Consider the following 19245-nt stretch of genomic DNA (forward strand, 5'->3'; position numbering starts at 1 on the left):
GAGCTGGCTTCCAACCTTCTCCATTCCCGCTGACCAGATAGGCAGCATCTCACCCGCGGCATGGCCAAGACGTCTTCGCCGACCGAAGCCGATAAGCCTAGCCCGCCTTCCGAAACGGCTGAGAGCGGCGAGAAAGGATGAGATCGAGTTCGGCTTCGTCCTCGATGCCGGCCTGGAACAATGATATTAGCTCAGATGCTGCGCCATGGGCCATGGTCGATGCCATGCTGCACTGGTTGGCTGTGCAATGCCGGATAAATACCCGTTGCAGCATTTCGAGGTCATTAGGGTAAATGGCGATGTCTGCTGGGTGACGCATAGGCATGCGGTATTCCTCGGAGAGCCAACGCCCTCATTCAGAAGCTCAGGGGTGGCTGCTGACTACCTTCTATCGCACCCCACGGCGTAGCCGTCATTTAACAATGATATACCGGTCGGGGTTGTACCGGCCACGGCTACTAGCCTCGGAAGGGCCGCCGTCACTCGGGCGAGGACGTTCGCCATCCGTCGAGTCTGCAGGTCCGGGTGAGCGGTTTTCCGGCGCTGCTGCGCTAACCATGGCGCGAGTCTATGCGCATAGCGCACATTCGCGAAGCAGGCGCGGCAGACGGACTTTGCGGTTGGAGATGCTCAGTTCAGCCTCGACGGCATCGGGCAGCGGCAATCTGAATGCACGATGATGCGCGTTCATGCAACCACCGCCATGCCTTCGCGTTTAGCCACCTTCAATCCTGGCGAGCGATAGAAATGACGGCGTTTATTCCGATTACAATTTACCTGAATCACAAGCCGGTGGTGGTCGCGTCGATAGCCGACGCTAAGACAGCGCTTCAGCAACCGTGGCCAGTCATGGGCAAGCCATCCCGACTTGAAGCAATCCGAATTGTTGATGAATGCCTGGCCGGACACTGCAGCCAACACGCTGCGATCGCTGCCTTCCAGACGGCCGCAACTGAACAGGGGCTTCTTAAGCGAAAGCCTCCGAGCATAGGCCTGAAGAAATTTGACCGCGTTGCCGAAGACCTGATGTGAGGTCATGCCGCCCTCGCCATCTTGAACAGCTGACATGCCTCGCCCGCCATCCCCTGTGCCGACCGCTTGCGCGGCGTCCAGGCTCGGTAACACTCGGGCCAAGCGTCGCCTTGCCCTCAAGGTCCACCTTATCATCCTGAACTTTAACGCGGATAGCCTGACGCTCCGTTTCGGCATCCCGCTTCAGCGCTGCCTCGTGTGTTTCTTGATGCAGGATACCGAGGGACGCGCCTTTCACCCACCACCTGCTGCAGTCCTGACCGGCCGCGCTATGCACTCAAGCGAAACCGTGTGACGTCGATGGCCGCGGCCATCAGCGTCTGCGTGTAGGTAGCTTGCGGATTGCTGAAGATCGCCTCGGTGGCCCTTCCTCAACGATCTTACCCTGCTTCATGACGATGATGTAGTCTGCCATGGCGCGCACGACAGCGAGGTCGTGGCTTATGAACAGATACGACAGTTCATGGTCGGCCAAGCTTGCGCAGCAGCTCGACGATCTGCTTCTGGACGGAGCGGTCGAGTGCCGAGGTCGGCTCGTCGAGAACGACCACCTTGGGCTTGAGAATCGTCGCCCGCGCGATGGCGATGCGTTGGCGCTGGCCGCCGGAGAATTCGTGCGGGAAGCGATTGCGCGCATTCGGATCGAGCCCGACCTCGCGCAAGGCCTCGACCGCGCGCAGATCGCGTTGCCTGCCCGACAGGGTCGGCTCATGCACCAGAAGTCCTTCGGTAATGACCTGGCCGACGGTCATGCGCGGCGACAGCGAACCGAACGGGTCCTGGAAGACCAGCTGCAATTCGCGCCGCAGCGGCCGCATGGCCTGACGATCGGAGGCGGAAATACTGCCGGGTGGAGTAGCGACGGTCGCTGATACGGGGCCGCCTTCCATCGCGCTGATGGGAGAAGCAGATAGAGCTGCAGCGCCTTCCAGCGCAATCGGCGGTTTTGTCAGAAAGATATCCCTCACAATCAAGGCGTGCGCCGCAACCCAGTTGTGAGCACGCTGCTCAATTGACCTGTCGGGTTGGCGATGGCGAAGGCACAGTCAAGTGGTTCGATCCGCCAAAGGCGGCGTAGGACCAAAATGACGACCGCACGGCTCCTCATACATATCAGGAAACGGCGTTCACGCCCGACTGCAGTTTGCGCCAGGCCATGGGGGGCATATCGAATGCCCGTCTGAAGGCCCGATTGAACGCGGCTTCCGATTCGTAGCCGATCTCAAAAGCGATACGGGCGATGGATTCATGGGAGCCCTTCAATCGCTGGGCGGCGACCTGCATTCGCCAATTCGCCAGATAGCGCATTGGCGGCTCGCCTATGAGGCTCGTGAATCTCTCGGCAAACGCGGAGCGCGATAATCCGATTTCCTGCGCAAGCTCCTCCGTGGTCCAGCGGTGCGTCATACGGCTGTGGAGAAGTGCAAGCGCCCGCCCCACCGCGGGATCGCGAAAGCCGGCGAGCCATCCGTTCGCCTCTGGTGGCAGCGACCTTACGTAACGGCGCACTGCCTCAACGAACAGCAGTTCGGCAAGCTTGGCAAGCACGGCCGGCGACTCGATGCGGCCTTCCGCCAACTGATGCGCGGCAAAGCGGAACGAGCTTTCGATCCAGCTGTCAGAAGCGCCCTCCTCCACGCCAATTTTGAGCATCCTCGGCAAGATACCGCAGATCGCCGTGTTGGGCGTATTCGTGCCGAGGTAACCGCACAGGATTTGCGTGCGCTCGCCACCGCCTCCGTAGACGATGCGCGCCATTCCCCCTGCTCCTGCAGGCTGGATCAGCAAATGGGCGTTGACCGGCCTGAGATTGGCCGCACTGCCGAGAACATGCCCGTCGTTGCGCGGCATCAGAATGATCTCGCCGGCCTGGACCAAAACTGGCGCATGCCCATCCGTCTGCAGGACGAGGCGACCGGCAGTCACGTAATGATAGGCAATCAGCTGGACCGGGGGCGGCATGAAAGGGCTGCAGTCTTCGGGCGCGACCTGCGAGGTCACGCACCAGGGTGCGGTGAACTCGGCCTCCAGAAAGACAGCCCCCGTAAGCTCCATCGTCCTGCAGATATCCAGCAGCGTATCCATGACCACCTCGTGTTCCGGCGGATCGGGCAAGAGAACCGGCGTCCCCGCCATTCTAAAAGGACGCGAGCTGCATCATAACTCATCGCAACAGGACCGTAATCAATATCCGCGCGAAGAGCTCGTGACGGATCCCGCGCGCCGAATGCGTCAGCGGTTAGGGATGCTGTCGCCCATCAGAGGACACATAGATGACCGACTTCAGACATCGTCTGCCGCAGCTCAGTGGCGACACCTTTTTGACCGATGCCGGGATCGAGACGACGCTGATGTTCCTGGAGGGTTTCGACCTCCCCTATTTTGCTGCCTTTCACCTCCTCCAAAGCGAGGGAGGGACTGAAGCCCTGCGCAACTATTATCGCCGGCACGCGGCCATCGCGAAAGAAAATGGCACCGGCTTCATCCTGGAAAGCGCCACCTGGCGGGCGAGCCCCGACTGGGGTGACAAGCTCGGTTATTCCGCGCAGGCGCTCGACGAGGCAAACCGAAAGGCCATCACTCTTCTGCGCGAGTTGAAGGCGGCGTTTGAAACCGAGCGCTCGCCGATGGTGATCAGCGGCTGCATCGGTCCCCGCGGCGACGGCTACGATCCCGGCAAGGTGATGAGCCCGGAGGAGGCCAACGCCTACCACGCTCGGCAGATCGGCGTCTTTGCGGAATCCGGCGTTGATCTGGTCACCGCCATCACCATGACCAGTACCAACGAAGCGATCGGCGTGACCCGCGCCGCGCAGGCCGCCGGGCTGCCCGTTGTCATCTCCTTTACAGTTGAGACGGACGGGCGTCTGCCGACCGGGGAAAGGCTTGGGAACGCCATCGAAACCGTTGACCGCGCGACCGCCAACGGGCCGGTGTACTTCATGATCAACTGCGCCCATCCGACCCACTTCGAGAGTGTGCTCGAAGGCGGCTGGGCGGAACGGCTGCACGGCATCAGGGCGAACGCATCGAAATGCAGTCATGCCGAACTCGACCAGGCCACGGAACTCGATGACGGGAACCCAATCGAGCTTGGCCTCCAATATCGCAACCTCCGCAGTCGTTTCCGCCATCAACGTGCTGGGCGGCTGCTGCGGCACCGATCACCGACACATTGAACAGATCTGCATCCACTGCCTGGAAGCAGGTTGAGAAGGATCACACAGGGCGAGATCGCCCTCAAGGAGGACATCATGAGCGACAATCTGAGATCATACACCATCACACTCGACAACGGCCTTTCGTTGCCATGCGTTGAGCACGGCAATCCCGCCGCGACGCCGCTGCTGCTCTTGCACGGCTATACGGACAGTTGGCGTTCGTTTGAGCCTGTGCTGTCGAAGTTCCCGGCTTCCGTCCGCGCGATCGCGTTCACACAAAGGGGGCACGGCGAAGCGGGGAAATCCGCTGAAGGCTACGCCCCCAGAGATTTCGCTTCAGATGCCGTGGCGCTGCTTGACAAATTGGGCATTGGCCGCGCGGTTATCGCCGGCCACTCGATGGGCAGTTTCGTCGCGCAGCGGATTGCGATTGATCATGCCGACCGCGTTGCGGGGCTCGTCCTCGAGGGTTCGTTTCCGGCGACGATGGGCAATGCTAGCGTGGATGAGCTCTGGCGGGAGGTTGAGCATTTTACAGATCCCGTCGAAAGGGATTTCGCCCTGGCTTTTCAAAGCAGCACGCTCGCGCAACCGATCCCGAGCGCGCTTCTTGAAACCTTCGTCGACGAAAGCCTCAAGACGCCAGCTCGCGTATGGAAGAACGCATTGAGGGGGATGATGGTCGCCGACCATACGGCGGAGCTTACACTCATCCGGGCGCCAACGCTGGTCATGTGGGGCGCGGCCGATGCATTCTTCCCGCGCTCGGATCAGGACGTGCTCCTCGCACGGATTCCAGGCGCCCAGCTGTCGCTCTACGACCGGGCCGGCCACTCGATCCATTGGGAGGAGCCGCTTCGCTTCGCTTCGGATATCGCTGCGTTCGTCGAGGCCAGGACTACGTCCCGACAAGCCGCCTAGGCGCTGACAAGCGCAGCCAACAGGCTCCCGCTGCAGCCGCGGGCACCGGTATTTCTTTCACCAATCATCCTTGCGCGGACGCGCCATCGCTCCAGCGACGGGGAAGCTATGACCGAAAGGAAAAGACCATGCAGTCCAACAGGAAAATCTCATTATGTGCCTTGGCCAGTTCTTTGATGCTTGCCAGCTCGATGCTTGCCGTGACCGCATCGGCGCACGAGCAGACCAAGACTGAGTTGTACAAGCCTGGCGTCAGCTATGCCGCAGGCAGCGGGAATACGAGCGAAGGCGAACGACCACCGCTCTACCAAGGGCTAGGCGACCTCACCATGCCGATCACCACAAAGAGCAGGGAGGCACGGGCCTATTTCGACCAAGGCCTGCGGCTCACCTGGGGCTTCAATCACGCGGAGGCGCGGCGCTCCTTTCAGGAGGCCCAGCGGCTCGATCCGGAATGCGCGATGTGCTTCTGGGGCGAAGCCTTCGTGCTCGGGCCGAATATCAACGATGCCATGCACGAAGAGGCCAAGGCCCCTGCCCGTGAAGCGATCCAGCGGGCCGAAGCGCTGAAGGCCGGCGTTGGCGGCAAGGAACGGGCGCTGATCGAGGCACTGGCCAAACGTTACGGCGCCAACCCCACGGCGAGCCGGCCGCCGCTCGACCGGGCTTGGGCGGAAGCCATGGGCAACTTGGCCAAGGCCTATCCGGACGATGCCAACATTCTCGCGTTTTATGCCGATGGGCTGATGAACCTGCAGCCATGGGACTATTGGGAGGCTGACGGGCTGACGCCCAAAGGACGGGGAGGTGAGATCGTGGCCGCGCTGGAGCGTGCGCTCGAAATCGATCCGAAGCATCCTGCAGCGGCGCATCTCTACATCCATGCCGTCGAGGCCTCTGCCGATCCGTCGCGCGCGCAAGCCGTGGCCGATCGCTTGCGGGGCTCCATGCCCGCGGCAGGTCATCTCGTACACATGCCCGCCCATATTTATGCGCGGGTCGGTCGCCACGCCGACTCGATTGCTGTCAACCGCGATGCCATCGCGGCGGACGAAGCCTTCTTGGCACAGTCGGGTGAAGCGGCGAGTGCACTCTATCGCTTCGGCTATTACCCACACAACGTCCACTATCTGCTGGTTTCGGCCCAAATGGCGGGCGTGCGGGACGACGTTATCGGCTCAGCGGAGAAGCTCGCCACGATTACCTCGGACGACGTCTCGCAGAAACTGGCATGGGTACAGGCAATCAAGGCCGCGCCCTTCAGCGCGCATGCCCAGTTCAGCGATCCGAATACGATTCTGGCACTTCCCAACCCAGGTGACCGCTTCCCCTTCGTCAAAGGCTACTGGCATTATGCGCGCGGTGTGGCTCTCGCCTTCAAGGGCGATCTCGAAGCGGCTTCGTCCGAAGCAGAAGCGATCGAGCAGATCACCGACAAAGCCGATATGAGCGGCCTTGAAGAGCAGTACCTCCCTGCAAAGGACGTGCTCGGGATCGCCAAGTTTGTCGTCGAAGCCCGCATCGCACAAGCCAGGCGCGACTATGTCGAAGCGGAGCGTCACCTGAACGAAGCGATCCGCCTGCAGGACGGGATCTCGTATATGGAGCCGTCCTACTGGTATTATCCGGTGCGACAGACACTCGGTGCCGTGCTCCTCCAGCAGGGTCGCGCAGAAGAGGCGATCGCCGCCTTCGAAAAGGCACTTCAGGAGACGCCGCGCAACGGTTGGGCGTTGTGGGGCCTGCTAAATGCGCAGACAGCAGCAAACCGAGTTACCGCCGACACGAGGGCGGCATTTGCCCGAGCTTGGCTCGGCGATGAGAGGCTGCTTTCTCTCGGCCGGCTCTAGCAGCCGGAACACGTTGCAAACGCAAGCGCAGCGCCATCGCGGAGGGGTCCTTCGCTTTCACGATGGCCGCTTTCACGATGGCGCGGCCCAATCCAGCCGCGCCCATCCGAAACGGCGTTCTCCAACCTTTGCATAACAGAGAGAAGCGCAGTGAATGAGTTTCATCGGAGCCCTGAGCAGGCAGATACGCTTTCCACCATTCACGCGCTATCGGATCGACATTTGAGGGATATCGACCTGAGTAGATCGGGGACCACGTTCGCGGTCTCGGAGGCAACCGACAGCCAAGCGCCTGCGAGCCAGCCGCCGGCAAGCCTCCGTTGGTGGACAAAAGTCGGCAGCGGCGCGCGCAAACTCGCGATGCTGTTCTGTTGGCGGTAACGCTCACGGTTCTGATCGCATTGGCCGCCATGGCGTATTCGGCTAACGTTCCCATAGTTGACATGCGTCTGAAGCTCCATGGATCGACCAGTCGCTGCGACCCGGCCGCGCTATGCGCTCAAGCGAAACCGTGTGACGTCGATGGCCGCGGCCATCAACGTCTGCGTGTAGGTAGCCTGCGGATTGCTGAAGATTGCCTCGGTCGGCCCTTCCTCAACGATCTTACCCTGCTTCATGACGATGATGTAGTCGGCCATGGCGCGCACGACAGCGAGGTCGTGGCTTATGAACAGATACGACAGTTCATGGTCGGCCTGCAGCTTGCGCAGCAGTTCGACGATCTGCTTCTGGACGGAGCGGTCGAGTGCCGAGGTCGGCTCGTCGAGGACGACCACCTTGGGCTTGAGGATCATCGCCCGCGCGATGGCGATGCGTTGGCGCTGGCCGCCGGAGAATTCGTGCGGGTAGCGATTGCGCGCATTTGGATCAAGCCCGACCTCGCGCAAGGCCTCGACTGCGCGCAGATCGCGTTGCCTGCCCGACAGGGTCGGCTCATGCACCAGAAGTCCTTCGGTAATGACCTGGCCGACGGTCATGCGCGGCGACAGCGAACCGAACGGGTCCTGGAAGACCAGCTGCAACTCACGCCGCAGCGGCCGCATGGCCCGGCGGTCGGCGGCGGAAATATCGCGATCGCCAAAGCGGATGAGGCCATCACTTGGCAGGAGCCGCAGCAAGGCTCGGCCGAGCGTCGATTTTCCCGAACCAGATTCGCCGACGATGCCGATGGTCTGATTTCGTTTCAGCCGGATCGAAATGTGATCGACTGCGCGCAGGATCAGCGGCTCTCCAGCAAGAAACCCGCCGCCGATCTTGAAGGTCACTTCGACATTCCTGCCTTCGAGCAGGACCGGCGCATTTGGCGGTGGCGGCGCTTTGGTTCCGGTCGGCTCGGCGGCCAGCAGCATCTTGGTATAGGCATGCTGCGGATTGACGAAGATCGCTTCCGCCTCGCCCTCCTCGACGACTTCGCCGTAGCGCATGACATAGACGCGGTCGGCAAAGCGCCGGACAATACCGAGGTCGTGGGTGATGAAGACGATCGCCATGCCGAGCTTGCGCTGCAGTTCGGCGAGAAGCATGAGGATCTGCGCCTGGATCGTCACGTCGAGCGCCGTCGTCGGTTCGTCTGCTATCAGTATGTCGGGATCGTTGGCCAGCGCCATGGCGATCATGACCCGCTGACGCTGGCCACCCGACAATTCGTGCGGATAGGATTTCATCCGCCGCTCGGGATCGGGAATATGAACCAGCCGCAAGAGCTTGAGCGCCTCTTCGCGTGCTTGCGCCGCGCCAAGTCCGCGATGCCGGCGGATCGGTTCGATCAACTGATTGCCGATCGAATAGAGCGGATCGAGCGAGGTCATCGGCTCCTGGAAGATCATGCTGATCTTGCGGCCGCGGATCTGATTGTGCTCGGACTTGCTTAGGGTCAAAAGGTTGCGGCCGCGATAGTCGACGACGCCTGTCGCCTCGCCGTTCGAGGCCAGCAGGCTCATCGCCGCCATCATCGTCTGGCTCTTGCCGGAACCGGATTCGCCGACCACGGCAACGGTTTCGCCTGCATTGACGTGGATGTTGATGCCTTTGACGGCTTCGACCGCGCCATCGAGCGTGCGAAAGCGGACCCGAAGGTCCTTGACGCTGAGGATCGTTTCGCAAGTGTCCATCTCAACGATCCCTGGGGTCGAGAGCATCGCGCAGGCCGTCGCCGACGAAATTCAGCGCGAACAGCGTCGAGACGAGGAAGAAGGCAGGGAACAAAAGCAGCCAATTGGCGGTGCCGATGTTCTTGGCGCCGGTCGAGATCAGCACGCCCCAACTGGTCATCGGTTCCTGCACGCCAAGCCCGAGGAAGGACAGGAAACTCTCCAGGATGATGACATGCGGCACCAGCAGCGTCATGTAGATGACCACCGGCCCAAGCAGGTTGGGAATGACGTGGCGGATCAGGATGCCGCGTTGCCCGACGCCCATCGCCTCCGCCGCCTGGACGTATTCCTGCCGCCGGATCGACAGCGCTTGGCCGCGCACGATGCGCGCCATGTCGAGCCACAGCACGGCGCCGACCGCCAGGAACATCAGCACGAAGTTCCGGCCGAAGAACACCACCAGCATGATGACGAAGAAGATGAACGGCAGCGAGTAAAGCACATCGACGATGCGCATCATCACCTCATCGACCTTGCCCCCGGCAAGGCCGGCCGTAGCACCGTAGAGCACGCCGATGACGCCCGCGACAACCCCGGCGAGCAGGCCGATGGCCAGCGAGATGCGCCCGGCCATCAGCGTTCGCGACAGCAGATCGCGGCCGGTATTGTCCGTGCCGAACAGGAAATATTGCTGCCTGATCGAAGCGCTCATCACCGCTTCAAGGCCGTCAGGCGATTTACCCTCGATCTTTGTATCATCGAAGGCATCGGAACGGTCGAGATAGCGGACATTGCGGTCGTCGATCGGCTTGGGCGATGTGACGGTGACGAAGATGCGGTTGCCTTCCTGCCGCCACTCCTTGATGTCGACACGCATGCGCTTGATCGCCTCATTCAGCGCGGTTTCTATCATGTCGGCCTTCGGATAGGCCGAGAAGCTCGGTGGCGTGCGCACATGGTCGGCGTAGATGGTGGTGTATCGATGCGGCAGCAAAGACGGCCCGAACACGCTGATTACGGCGATAAAGGCAAGATAATACAGGCTGAACATGGCGGCGCGATTGGCCTTGAGCCGTGCCCAGGCATCGCCCCATAGGGAGCGGCCGACGACGGCCGGAGCGGTGGCTGCGATGTCAGTCATAGCGCACCCTCGGATCGACGAAGGCATACATGACGTCGACGATCAGGTTGAAGACGATGGTGAACAGCGCGATCACCACAACGGTGCCCATGACCAGCGTGTAGTCGCGGTTGAGCGCGGCATCGACGAAATAGCGGCCGATGCCGGGAATAGAAAAGATCGTCTCGACGATGATCGAACCGGTGAGGAGCGCCGCCGCCGCCGGGCCGGTAAAGGAGACGATCGGCAGTATGGCGCCGCGCAGCGCATGCTTGACGATAACCGACCAGTCCGACAGGCCGAGCGCGCGTGCGGTGCGGATATGGTGAGAGCGCAACGATTCAATCATCGAGCCGCGCATCAGGCGAGCGACGATGGCGATCTGCGGCAAGGCGAGCGTCAGCACCGGCCCGACCTTGTTGAGCAAGGCGCCATCGCCCCAGCCGCCGATCGGCAGCAGTTTCCAGGTCAGGCCGAACACGAGCTGGATCACCGGGGCGATGACGAAGGTCGGGATGGTGCTGCCGGCGGCGGCCAGCGCGATCACCGAGTAGTCGGCAAGCTTGTTCTGGTTGAGCGCGGCAATAGTGCCGAGGAGGCCGCCGAGCAGCAGTGCCAGGATCAGGGCCGAGGCGCCGATCTGGATTGAAACGGGCAGGCCCCTGGCAAACAATTCGGTGACGGTGAAATCCGGCATGTTGTAGCTCGGACCGAAATTGCCGCGCAGCAGATTGCCGAGATAGTGGATATATTGCAGCCACAGCGGGTCGTTGAGGCCGAACTGCGCTTCAAGATTGGCCTTGATCTCGGGGCTGAGGCCCCGCTCCTGATTGAACGGGCCGCCAGGCGCGACACGTATCAGGAAGAACGCCATGGTCACGATGACGAACAGCGTCGGGATGGCGGTCAGGAGCCGCCGGAATACGTATCGTAGCATCGGTTCCCCGCTTTGCTAGCAAACCGGAGCTGCCGCCCCTAACGCATGACCCGAACCGAAGGTTCGGAAAGGATCACGCGCAAAATCAAGGCGTTACAGCGCCCTTTGCACGTCCCGAAGGACGCGCGGCGCTGTAAAGTCGGCAGTCCGGCCAAGGAGATCAGTCCTTGGAGATGAAGCGGGATGGATGCACGTCCATAACGTTATCCTCGAAGCCATGAAGCTTCGGAGAAACGATATCCTTGTAGCTATAGTAGAGAAGCGGGATGTTGCCGACCTCGTCGACGAGGATGCGCTCGGCCTCGGCGAGTTCTTTCATGCGCTGTTCGGGTTTGCCGCCGGCGGCCGCCGCCTCGTCCATGGCCTTCTCGAATTCCGGGCTGTTGTAGCCCGAATAGTTGTTGCCGCTTGCCTTGCGGGAGATGCCGAGGAAGGTTTCCGGATCCTTGTAATCGGCAATCCAGCCAGCACGCGCCACGTCGTAGTCGCCCTTCTGCTCAAGGAAGGAGTAGTGGGTCTTGGTGTCGGTGTTGAGCAGCGTGACTTCGACGCCGAGCGGCTTCAACTGCTCCTGGATGGCGACCGCAGTGTTCTTGTGGTTTTCCGACGTGTTGTAGCGGATTTCCATCTTCAGCGGTTTCTCGGGGGTATAGCCAAGCTTCTCGAGTACCTTCTTGGCCTCATCCTCGCGGTCGATCTGCGACATATCCGCGTATTTGGCCATTGCCGGCGTATAGCCCTCAATGCCTGGAGGCACCATCGAATAGCCGGGCAGCATCGAGTTCTGCCAGACCTTTTCGGCAAGGAAATCGCGGTCGACTGCCATGGAGATGGCGTTGCGCAGTTCGACGTTGTCCCACGGTGCCTTGTCGGTCTTGATCGCAAAATAGTAGGTGCCGAGGTAAGGCCCGACGCGAATCTGATCGCCAAACTTGGCCTTGAGGTCGGCGAGCTGCTCGGTCGGGAGGTCGTCGTAGCTGTCGAGTTCGCCGGCCTCAAAGCGCTTCATCGCCGACGAACGATCTTCGGTCGGGATGTAGTTGACGACGTCGAGCTTGACGGTCGCAGCGTCCCAGAATTTCGGATTCTTGACCAGTTTGATGTGGTCGTTGGGAACCCACTCCGCCAGCGTATAGGCGCCGTTGGAGACCAGATTGCCCGGCTTGATCCAATCGGCGCCGAGCTTTTCCATTGAGGCCTTGTTGACCGGATAGGCCGCCTGGTGGGTCAGCATTTCGAGGAAATAGGGCGTGGGCGCCTTCAGCGTCACTTCCAGTGTATTTGCGTCGATTGCCTTGACGCCCATCTCCTCGGGCTTGGCCTTCTTGGTGTTCACCTCCTCGGCATTCTTCACCGGATAGAGCATCGAAGCGTATTCGGCGCCGGTGGCCGGATCTTCCAGCCGTTGGAAAGCGTAGACGAAGTCATCTGCCGTGACCGGAGCACCATCCGACCAGACGGCGCCCTTGCGCAGCTTGAAGGTGTAGACGGTGCCGTCGTCCGATACTGTCCAGCTTTCGGCGGCGCCCGGGATGAGGTTCGCCTTTGCGTCCTGCATGGTCAGCCCCTGGAACAGGTCACGCAAAATATTTGCTTCGTAAATTGTCGAGGTCTTGTGCGGGTCGAGCGACTCCGATTCGGCGGCGGTGCCGCGGTTATAGACGACCTCGGCGAAGGCCGGCGTGTAGAACGTGCCGGCAGCCAAGGCCATGGTTGTGGCGAACACCGTCGCCTTCAGCATATTTTTCAGCATGGAGTTCTCCCTGTCGAGGCGGCCGTTCAGCTGCGCCTCTTGAGTGTTGACGCCCCGAAACCAATTAGATGGCCCCTTTGAGCGCGCCGCCGGTTCCCTTTCCGGCAGCTGGTGGCCAAACAGTAACGTGGCGATTTTTTATTTCAACAGACTCGTTAGGTAACCCTAAGTAAGGCGCAGCGACAGCCACTTCGCGACCGACAGAACAGCGGTCGAAACCATGGGCTCGCTCCGTTTCCCATTTCAAGCCTCCGTTTCCGGCCAGAAACTCGTCGTCGATTCCACTTTGCCGAAATGTCTTAATGCGTCTTTAAACAACCATGGGTTATATTTTTCGTGAACTTCGGTATGTCTGGATGGGCGAAGGACATGAACAGCGAAGAAAGTAAGACAATCACTATAGAGTGTCATAAAACACGCCGGTTAAGACTCAAATTATGCCAGTTTAGAGAACGGTCCGGAACTTCCGCGATTGAGTTCGCGCTGCTTTCGCCGATTTTTATAGTACTGTTGCTCGGAATTGTTGCATATGGTATCTATTTCGGTGCAAGCAACTCCGTACAGCAAATCGCGGCGGACGCCGCCCGCACGGCGATTGCCGGGCTGAACGAAGGCGAGCGCCAGGCGCTGGTGACCAGTTTCGTCAACAACAATGCCGGCGGATATCCCTTCGTCAAATCCGACAAGCTGACCTATCAGGCCAAGGACAGCACAGCCGACGGAAACCAGTTCGTCGTGTCCGTCCAATACGATGCCCGTAACCTGCCGGTCTGGAACCTGTTCCCGGCACTGCCCATGCCTGGAACCACGATCTCACGCCAGTCGACAATCCGGGTTGGAGGCATCTGAATGTCGGAACCCTTGCTGGAGAGGATCGGCCGGGTCGCCCACTCAATGCTTGGCGACCTGAAGGCGAACTTCACCGTCATGACGGCGCTGTGTGCACCGTTCGCGCTGGCGCTGGCCGCCTTCGCCATCGACGAAGGCTCGATCTACACGGAGCGCCGGGAAGCCCAGGCAATGACCGATCTGGCGGCAATCACCGCCGCCTCCAACATCAACAACATTGAGGCCGCGGTGGTGACCACGCTCGGCGACAATGGAATGCCGGGCATCGTGGTTCAGAAGGCAGGACAGACGATCGCCCCAGCCCTCGGAAAAACCGTCGTGTCGGTCACCGCCGGCCGATACTCACCAGAGTCGTCGCTCGGCGTCGACAAGCGCTTCGAGGCCGGCAAGACGCCGTACAATGCTGTCCATGTCGCGCTGAAAAAGATTCCTGCCCGCTATTTCGCAAGTTCGCTTATTCCTACGCCGGTCATCGGCACCGAAGCCCTTGCCAGCGTCACGCCACAGGCGATGTTCTCGGTCGGGTCCAGGCTTCTCAGCGTCAATGGCGGCATCCTCAACGCGCTTCTCAGCGGCCTCCTGGGCACTAACATCTCGCTCAGCGTCATGGACTATAACGCCCTGATCTCGGCCGATGTGAATGTGCTTTCGTTCGTCGACGCTCTTGCCGTCCAGTTGCAACTGACAGGCGTCAGCTATTCAGACGTGCTGGCATCAAAAGCGACAGTGGGCCAGGTAGCCACGGCCCTGGCTAACGTTTCAACAGTTGGCAGCAGCAGCAAGCTCGTTCTGCAGACAATCGCGTCCAGAGCCACCAGCACGGTCAAAATCCCGCTCAATCGTCTTGTCGACCTTGGATCAATTGGCCAGTTGGGCCTCGGACAAAAGCCTGCTGGCCTTTCCGTCGATGCAAGCGCCATGGGCATGCTGACCACCGCCGCTGCACTGGCCAACGGTTCGAACCAGGTCCAGGTCAATCTCGGGGCCACCATTCCGGGGCTTACCTCGACCACGCTTGCCGTAGCCATCGGCGAACCGGCGCAATTCTCGCCATGGCTGACAATCGGCGAGAAGGGCGCCGTGGTGCGTACGGCGCAGACGCGGATCAAGCTGGTGGCATCCGTCGGCATCGGCAATTCGAATCTTGGTGGCGGTATCAGCCTGCTGGCCGTCAAACTGCCGCTGCATGTTGAGGTGGCCTCCGCCGAAGCCAGGCTGACCGACATCAGCTGCCCGACCGGGCACCCCGACAGTTTGAAGGTTACCATTGCCGCACGTCCGGGCCTTGCCTCGCTACACCTTGGCGCCAGCGATGCCGACAACAGCCCCTCCGCCTTCGCCGATTTCAGCAACCCACAGTCGTTTCAAAATGCCGAAATCGCGCAGGTCAGCGTGAAGCTTCTGTTTCTCACCCTGAATCTGGTCGGCGTGAATGGTTCTGCGGCCGTTGAGATCGCCAACAACGATCCGACGATACTGACCTTCAACAGCACCGAAATCGCAAACAAGACGATAAAAACCGCTTCCACGAAAAACCTGACGCAATCTCTCACCACGTCGCTGGTCAGCAATTTGTCGCTTTCGGTCAGTGCGCTGGGCCTCGGGCTTGATGTAACGGCCCTTCTTGGAACGGTGAGGCCGGCAGTGGTGGCGCTGCTGAACGGCGTGACGGCGTCGGTCGACGAATTGGTTTACAACGTGGTTGCGGCACTGGGCGTGCGCGTCGGCGAGGCCGACGTCCGGGTCATGGGCGCGACTTGCGGGCGCTCCGTGCTCGTTCAATGACGACCAAGTAGAGAGATCAGCCGGCTCGTCCGAGAAAGCAGCTTAGCGGCGGCAGTGACAGAGCGCCGTTCCGGAAGGCCCCACCAACCCCAAGATCGATCGTCTCTGCGACATCGACATCCTGCGGCAACCGCCAATTGGCTGGCTCATCGGCGAAATTAAAGGCGCAAAGCAGCTTTTCGCCGCCGCCTTCGCGAATGAAGGCAAGGACATCGCCCTCGGCATCGAGGAACCGGATCGAGCCCCGAACCAGCGCCGCATGCTGCTTGCGCAAGGCGAGCATCATCCGGTAGCTGGCTAGAACCGACTTTTCCTCGGCGTTCTGGACATCGACCGCGCGGGCGCGATGGCTTTCCGGGATCGGGAGCCACGGCTCGCCTATTGAAAACCCGGCATTGTCGGCGCCTTTCTCCCAGACCATCGGCGTGCGGCATCCATCCCTGCCCTTGAATCCCGGCCAGAAGCGGATGCCGTAAGGATCGCGCAGATCCTCGAACGCCAATTCCGCCTCCTCCAGCCCGAGCTCCTCGCCCTGATAGAGGCAGATCGATCCACGCAGGCATGACAGCAGCGCGATCGAGAACTTCGCCGTCCTTTCCAGATCGCCGCCGGGCCTCGTCCAGCGTGTCACATGGCGAACGACATCGTGGTTGGAAAACGCCCAGCAGACCCAACCGTCCAAGACCGTACTCTCGAAAGCCTCGACACATCCGCGTACATGTGCTGCCGAGAATTGCGGACCGAGCAGGTCGAACGTGTAGCACATGTCGAGCTTGTCGCCGCCGCCGGTGTAGGCGGCGAGCGTCTGCAACGAACGGGTTTCGTCGCCGACCTCACCGACAGCGGCGCGGCCCTCATATTCGTCGAGCAGCGCCCGAAAACGCTTGAGGAAAGCGAGGTTTTCGGGCTGCGTTTTGTCAAACAGATGCTCCTGATAGAGGTAGGGATTGGTTTCGGTGTTCGTGCCGGCGACGCTCGACGCCAAGGGCGGGTTGCTGCGCAGCCAGCGGTCATGGACATAGTAGTTGACCGTATCGAGCCGAAAGCCGTCGACGCCGCGCTCCAGCCAAAACCGCACCGTTTCCAGCAAGGCGTCCTGAACCTCCGGATTGTGGAAATTGAGGTCCGGCTGGGAGGCGAGGAAATTATGCATGTAGTATTGTCTGCGGGTCGCGTCCCACTCCCAGGCGGGGCCGCCAAAGACCGACAGCCAGTTATTGGGCGCGGTGCCGTCAGGCCTCGGATTGGCCCAGACATACCAGTCCGCCCTAGGGTTATCGCGGCTCGCGCGGCTTTCGACGAACCATTCGTGCCGGTCGGACGAATGCGACAGGACCTGGTCGATAATGACTTTCAGGCCGAGACGGTGCGCCTCGGCGACCACCGCCTCGAAATCCTCTGATGTGCCGAACATCGGGTCGACGGCTGTATAGTCGGATACGTCGTAGCCCATGTCGGCCATCGGTGACTTGAAGAAGGGCGACAGCCAGACGGCGTCGACGCCAAGCGATGCGACATGAGCCAGCCTTGGGACAATGCCGCGCAGATCGCCACTGCCGTCCCCTGTCGTGTCCTGGAAGGAGCGCGGGTAGATCTGGTAGATGACGCAGCCGCGCCACCACTCGGCGTTGTCACTTGCCACCGCCGTTCTCCTTTATCTGAGCCTGCGCGGCTTTGTGTTCGATCATGAAAATCACCGTTCGCCCCGGCACCGGCCGTGAAATTCCGGCTGCGCCGTCCTGTGTTTCGATGGCTGGCTCCCAGCGAAATCCGTCGCGCTCCGGCAGCGTGAACATACACGCCCGGCGATCGCCATTGATGACCACGGCAAGGCGGCAATCATCGCCGCCGAGCATCATGATCAGGCGGTACCGCCCGAAATCGTGCCAGCCTGCCTCATCGAGCGGCATGCCGGTTTCAGTCAGCCAGACGACGTCCGGTATTTCTGACCCGGGCCGCGGCTCTCCGGTCAGGAAGCGCGTGTCGGAAAGCGCCGGCACGGAACGACGCATCGCGGCGAGCAAAACGGCGCATTGTTCCAACGCCTGGTTACGCCCGGTCCAGTCGAGCCAGGTGATCTCGTTGTCCTGCGCATAGGCATTGTTGTTGCCCTTCTGGGTGCGGCCGAATTCGTCGCCGGCGGTCAGCATGACCGTGCCGCGCGAGGCAAACAGTGTCGCGAGCAGCGCACACTGGTCATCGAAACGGGCCGTAACGATCCCCCGGTCGCCGGTCTCACCCTCGGCGCCATTGTTCCAAGACAAGTTGTCGTCGTGGCCATCGCGATTTTGCTCGCCATTGGCCTCATTGTGCTTGTGCTCGTAGGCAACAATGTCGGCCAGCGTCATGCCGTCATGCGCGGCGATGAAATTGACGCTGCGGCTTGTCTGGTGGCCTGGCTTGGCAAACACGTCGGACGAGCCGGCAAGCCGGGTCGCCAGCGCGCCGACCATGCCGCTATCGCCGCGCCAGAACCGGCGGATGTCGTCGCGATATTTGTCGTTCCATTCGAGGAAGGGCGGCGGAAAATTGCCAAGCTGATAGCCGTCCGGGCCGATATCCCAAGGCTCGGCGATCAGCACCCTGTCACTAAGGACCGGGTCGTTCCGAATAGCCATAAGCAACGGTGCCGCCGCGTCGAATACGCCATCGACCCGACCCAAAATGGGCGCCAGATCGAAGCGGAAACCGTCGACGCCAGCATGGCGGACAAAGTGACGAAGCGTGTCGAGTATCATTTCCCGGCCGATCGGATGATCACAGGCGACCGTGTTGCCGGTGCCGGTGTCGTTAGCCAAGCTGCCGTCCGGCCAATGTCGGAAGTAGGCGCGGCTGTCGAGGCCGCGCAGCGACAGCGTCGGCCCAAGCCTGTCGCTTTCGCCGGTGTGGTTGAAGACGAGGTCGAGGATGACGCCGATGCCGGCCTCACGCAGCGTGGCGACGGTCTGCCGCAATTCCGCGAGACCGCCGGGCGCCAGGCGCGGATCGAGCGCCATGAAGGTCACGGGGTTGTAGCCCCAGGCATTACGCAGTCCGAGCGGCGGCAGATGCCGCTCATCGATCGCTGCCGTCACCGGCATCAGTTCGACCGCCCCGACCCCGAGTTTTTTCAGGTGCTCGACGAGGGCCGGATGGGCAAGAGCTGCAATCGTTCCGCGCTGGGGCTTCGGGATGTCCGGATGCAGCATTGTGAAGGCGCGCACCGGCACTTCGTAGATCAGGCCACCGGGCTGGAATAGCGGCGGCAAGGCAGGCACCGGTTGCGGCAGGGTGGCGGCAATCGCTTTCGGCAGCAGCGGCGCGGTATCGGTGCCCTCGCCCCGTCGTGCGGCGAGCCTGATGTCATAGACATAAGGCCTGTCGATCTCGACGGCATATGGGTCGACCAGCAGCTTGTCGGGATCGAACCAGAGCCCTTTCTCGGGCGCAAAGTCGCCATCGGCGCGAAACCCGTATCGGGTGCCGGCAGCGAGGCCGGCAACGAAAAACGCGTGAACGCCCTCGCCTTCCGGCTGGAGTTCGAGCCGGTCGATCTCCCTCTCCCCCTGCTCGTCGAAGATCGAGACCCAGAGCCGGCTGGCCGCAGACGACCATGCGGCAAAGCGAATGCCTTCGCGGGTGACGGTCGCGCCGAGCGAGGTCACGTGCACTCACAGCAACAGATCATAGACAGATTGAGGCGTTGCCAGGTTGGCTCCCCCTTCTTCCCTTGTGGGAGAAGGTGTCGCCAAAGGCGACGGATGA

14 protein-coding genes and 2 pseudogenes are annotated in these 19245 nt (G+C 61.4%); 7 read left to right on the forward strand and 9 right to left on the reverse strand.

Annotated elements, in window-relative coordinates; translation table 11 throughout:
- Positions 1-97: 97 nt before the first annotated feature.
- Positions 98-325, reverse strand: a complete 228-nt coding sequence (locus tag ACWTU8_RS18905) for a hypothetical protein (RefSeq protein WP_029355825.1) — start codon at positions 323-325, stop codon at positions 98-100.
- A gap of 422 nt (positions 326-747) precedes the next feature.
- On the opposite strand from ACWTU8_RS18905, the gene ACWTU8_RS18910 reads away from it, so the two are divergent.
- Positions 748-1032 carry a DUF982 domain-containing protein gene (locus ACWTU8_RS18910; RefSeq protein WP_455849620.1) on the forward strand — a complete coding sequence of 95 codons (285 nt, stop codon included), beginning with the start codon at positions 748-750 and terminating at the stop codon, positions 1030-1032.
- A gap of 269 nt (positions 1033-1301) precedes the next feature.
- Here the strand turns inward: ACWTU8_RS18910 and ACWTU8_RS18915 are convergent.
- Positions 1302-1862 (reverse strand): annotated as a pseudogene (locus tag ACWTU8_RS18915) (ATP-binding cassette domain-containing protein); the annotation flags it as partial.
- Positions 1863-2145: 283 nt separating this feature from the next.
- Positions 2146-3117 (reverse strand): AraC family transcriptional regulator, encoded by a 972-nt coding sequence (locus tag ACWTU8_RS18920; protein WP_455849370.1) that lies wholly within the window; start codon positions 3115-3117, stop codon positions 2146-2148.
- 266 nt (positions 3118-3383) lie between these two features.
- Here ACWTU8_RS18920 and ACWTU8_RS18925 point away from each other — a divergent pair.
- The 4 genes and pseudogenes from ACWTU8_RS18925 to ACWTU8_RS18940 form a co-directional block, all read left to right on the forward strand.
- Positions 3384-3983, forward strand: a pseudogene (locus ACWTU8_RS18925) (homocysteine S-methyltransferase family protein); the annotation flags it as partial.
- A gap of 121 nt (positions 3984-4104) precedes the next feature.
- Positions 4105-4245, forward strand: a complete 141-nt coding sequence (locus tag ACWTU8_RS18930) for a homocysteine S-methyltransferase family protein (protein WP_455849371.1) — start codon at positions 4105-4107, stop codon at positions 4243-4245.
- A 41-nt stretch (positions 4246-4286) separates the two neighbouring features.
- Complete coding sequence (locus ACWTU8_RS18935; protein WP_455849372.1) at positions 4287-5114, forward strand: alpha/beta fold hydrolase; 828 nt, start codon at positions 4287-4289, stop codon at positions 5112-5114.
- A gap of 176 nt (positions 5115-5290) precedes the next feature.
- Positions 5291-6964, forward strand: a complete 1674-nt coding sequence (locus ACWTU8_RS18940; protein WP_455849373.1) for a tetratricopeptide repeat protein — start codon at positions 5291-5293, stop codon at positions 6962-6964.
- 491 nt (positions 6965-7455) lie between these two features.
- Here ACWTU8_RS18940 and ACWTU8_RS18945 read toward each other — a convergent pair whose 3' ends face one another.
- The 4 genes from ACWTU8_RS18945 to ACWTU8_RS18960 all read right to left on the reverse strand — a co-directional run bounded on the left by ACWTU8_RS18945 (position 7456) and on the right by ACWTU8_RS18960 (position 12867).
- Positions 7456-9075, reverse strand: a complete 1620-nt coding sequence (locus ACWTU8_RS18945; protein WP_455849374.1) for an ABC transporter ATP-binding protein — start codon at positions 9073-9075, stop codon at positions 7456-7458.
- A 1-nt stretch (position 9076) separates the two neighbouring features.
- A complete protein-coding gene (locus ACWTU8_RS18950; RefSeq protein WP_127211105.1) occupies positions 9077-10198 on the reverse strand; it encodes an ABC transporter permease in 1122 nt (373 codons plus the stop codon).
- On the reverse strand, positions 10191-11114 hold the full coding sequence (locus tag ACWTU8_RS18955; RefSeq protein ID WP_455841049.1) for an ABC transporter permease subunit: 924 nt from the start codon (positions 11112-11114) through the stop codon (positions 10191-10193). The genes ACWTU8_RS18950 and ACWTU8_RS18955 overlap by 8 nt, the downstream gene beginning before the upstream one ends.
- Positions 11115-11274: 160 nt before the next feature.
- Complete coding sequence (locus tag ACWTU8_RS18960; RefSeq protein WP_095518371.1) at positions 11275-12867, reverse strand: peptide ABC transporter substrate-binding protein; 1593 nt, start codon at positions 12865-12867, stop codon at positions 11275-11277.
- Positions 12868-13236: 369 nt separating this feature from the next.
- Between ACWTU8_RS18960 and ACWTU8_RS18965 the strand changes: the two genes are divergently transcribed.
- Both ACWTU8_RS18965 and ACWTU8_RS18970 read left to right on the forward strand, forming a co-directional pair.
- Positions 13237-13716 (forward strand): TadE/TadG family type IV pilus assembly protein, encoded by a 480-nt coding sequence (locus ACWTU8_RS18965; RefSeq protein WP_455849375.1) that lies wholly within the window; start codon positions 13237-13239, stop codon positions 13714-13716.
- Positions 13717-15501 carry a pilus assembly protein TadG-related protein gene (locus ACWTU8_RS18970; RefSeq protein ID WP_455849376.1) on the forward strand — a complete coding sequence of 595 codons (1785 nt, stop codon included), beginning with the start codon at positions 13717-13719 and terminating at the stop codon, positions 15499-15501.
- A gap of 16 nt (positions 15502-15517) precedes the next feature.
- Here the strand turns inward: ACWTU8_RS18970 and bglA are convergent, their stop codons facing one another.
- Both bglA and glgX read right to left on the reverse strand, forming a co-directional pair.
- Positions 15518-17143: a beta-galactosidase BglA gene (bglA, locus tag ACWTU8_RS18975; RefSeq protein WP_455849377.1), complete on the reverse strand. Its 1626-nt coding sequence runs from the start codon at positions 17141-17143 to the stop codon at positions 15518-15520.
- The gene (glgX, locus tag ACWTU8_RS18980) at positions 17133-19145 is read right to left on the reverse strand and encodes a glycogen debranching protein GlgX (RefSeq protein WP_455849378.1); all 2013 of its coding nucleotides are present in this window, start codon (positions 19143-19145) and stop codon (positions 17133-17135) included. The genes bglA and glgX overlap by 11 nt, the downstream gene beginning before the upstream one ends.
- Between the last annotated feature and the right edge of the window lie 100 nt (positions 19146-19245).

Source organism: Mesorhizobium sp. BHbdii (assembly GCF_053848045.1).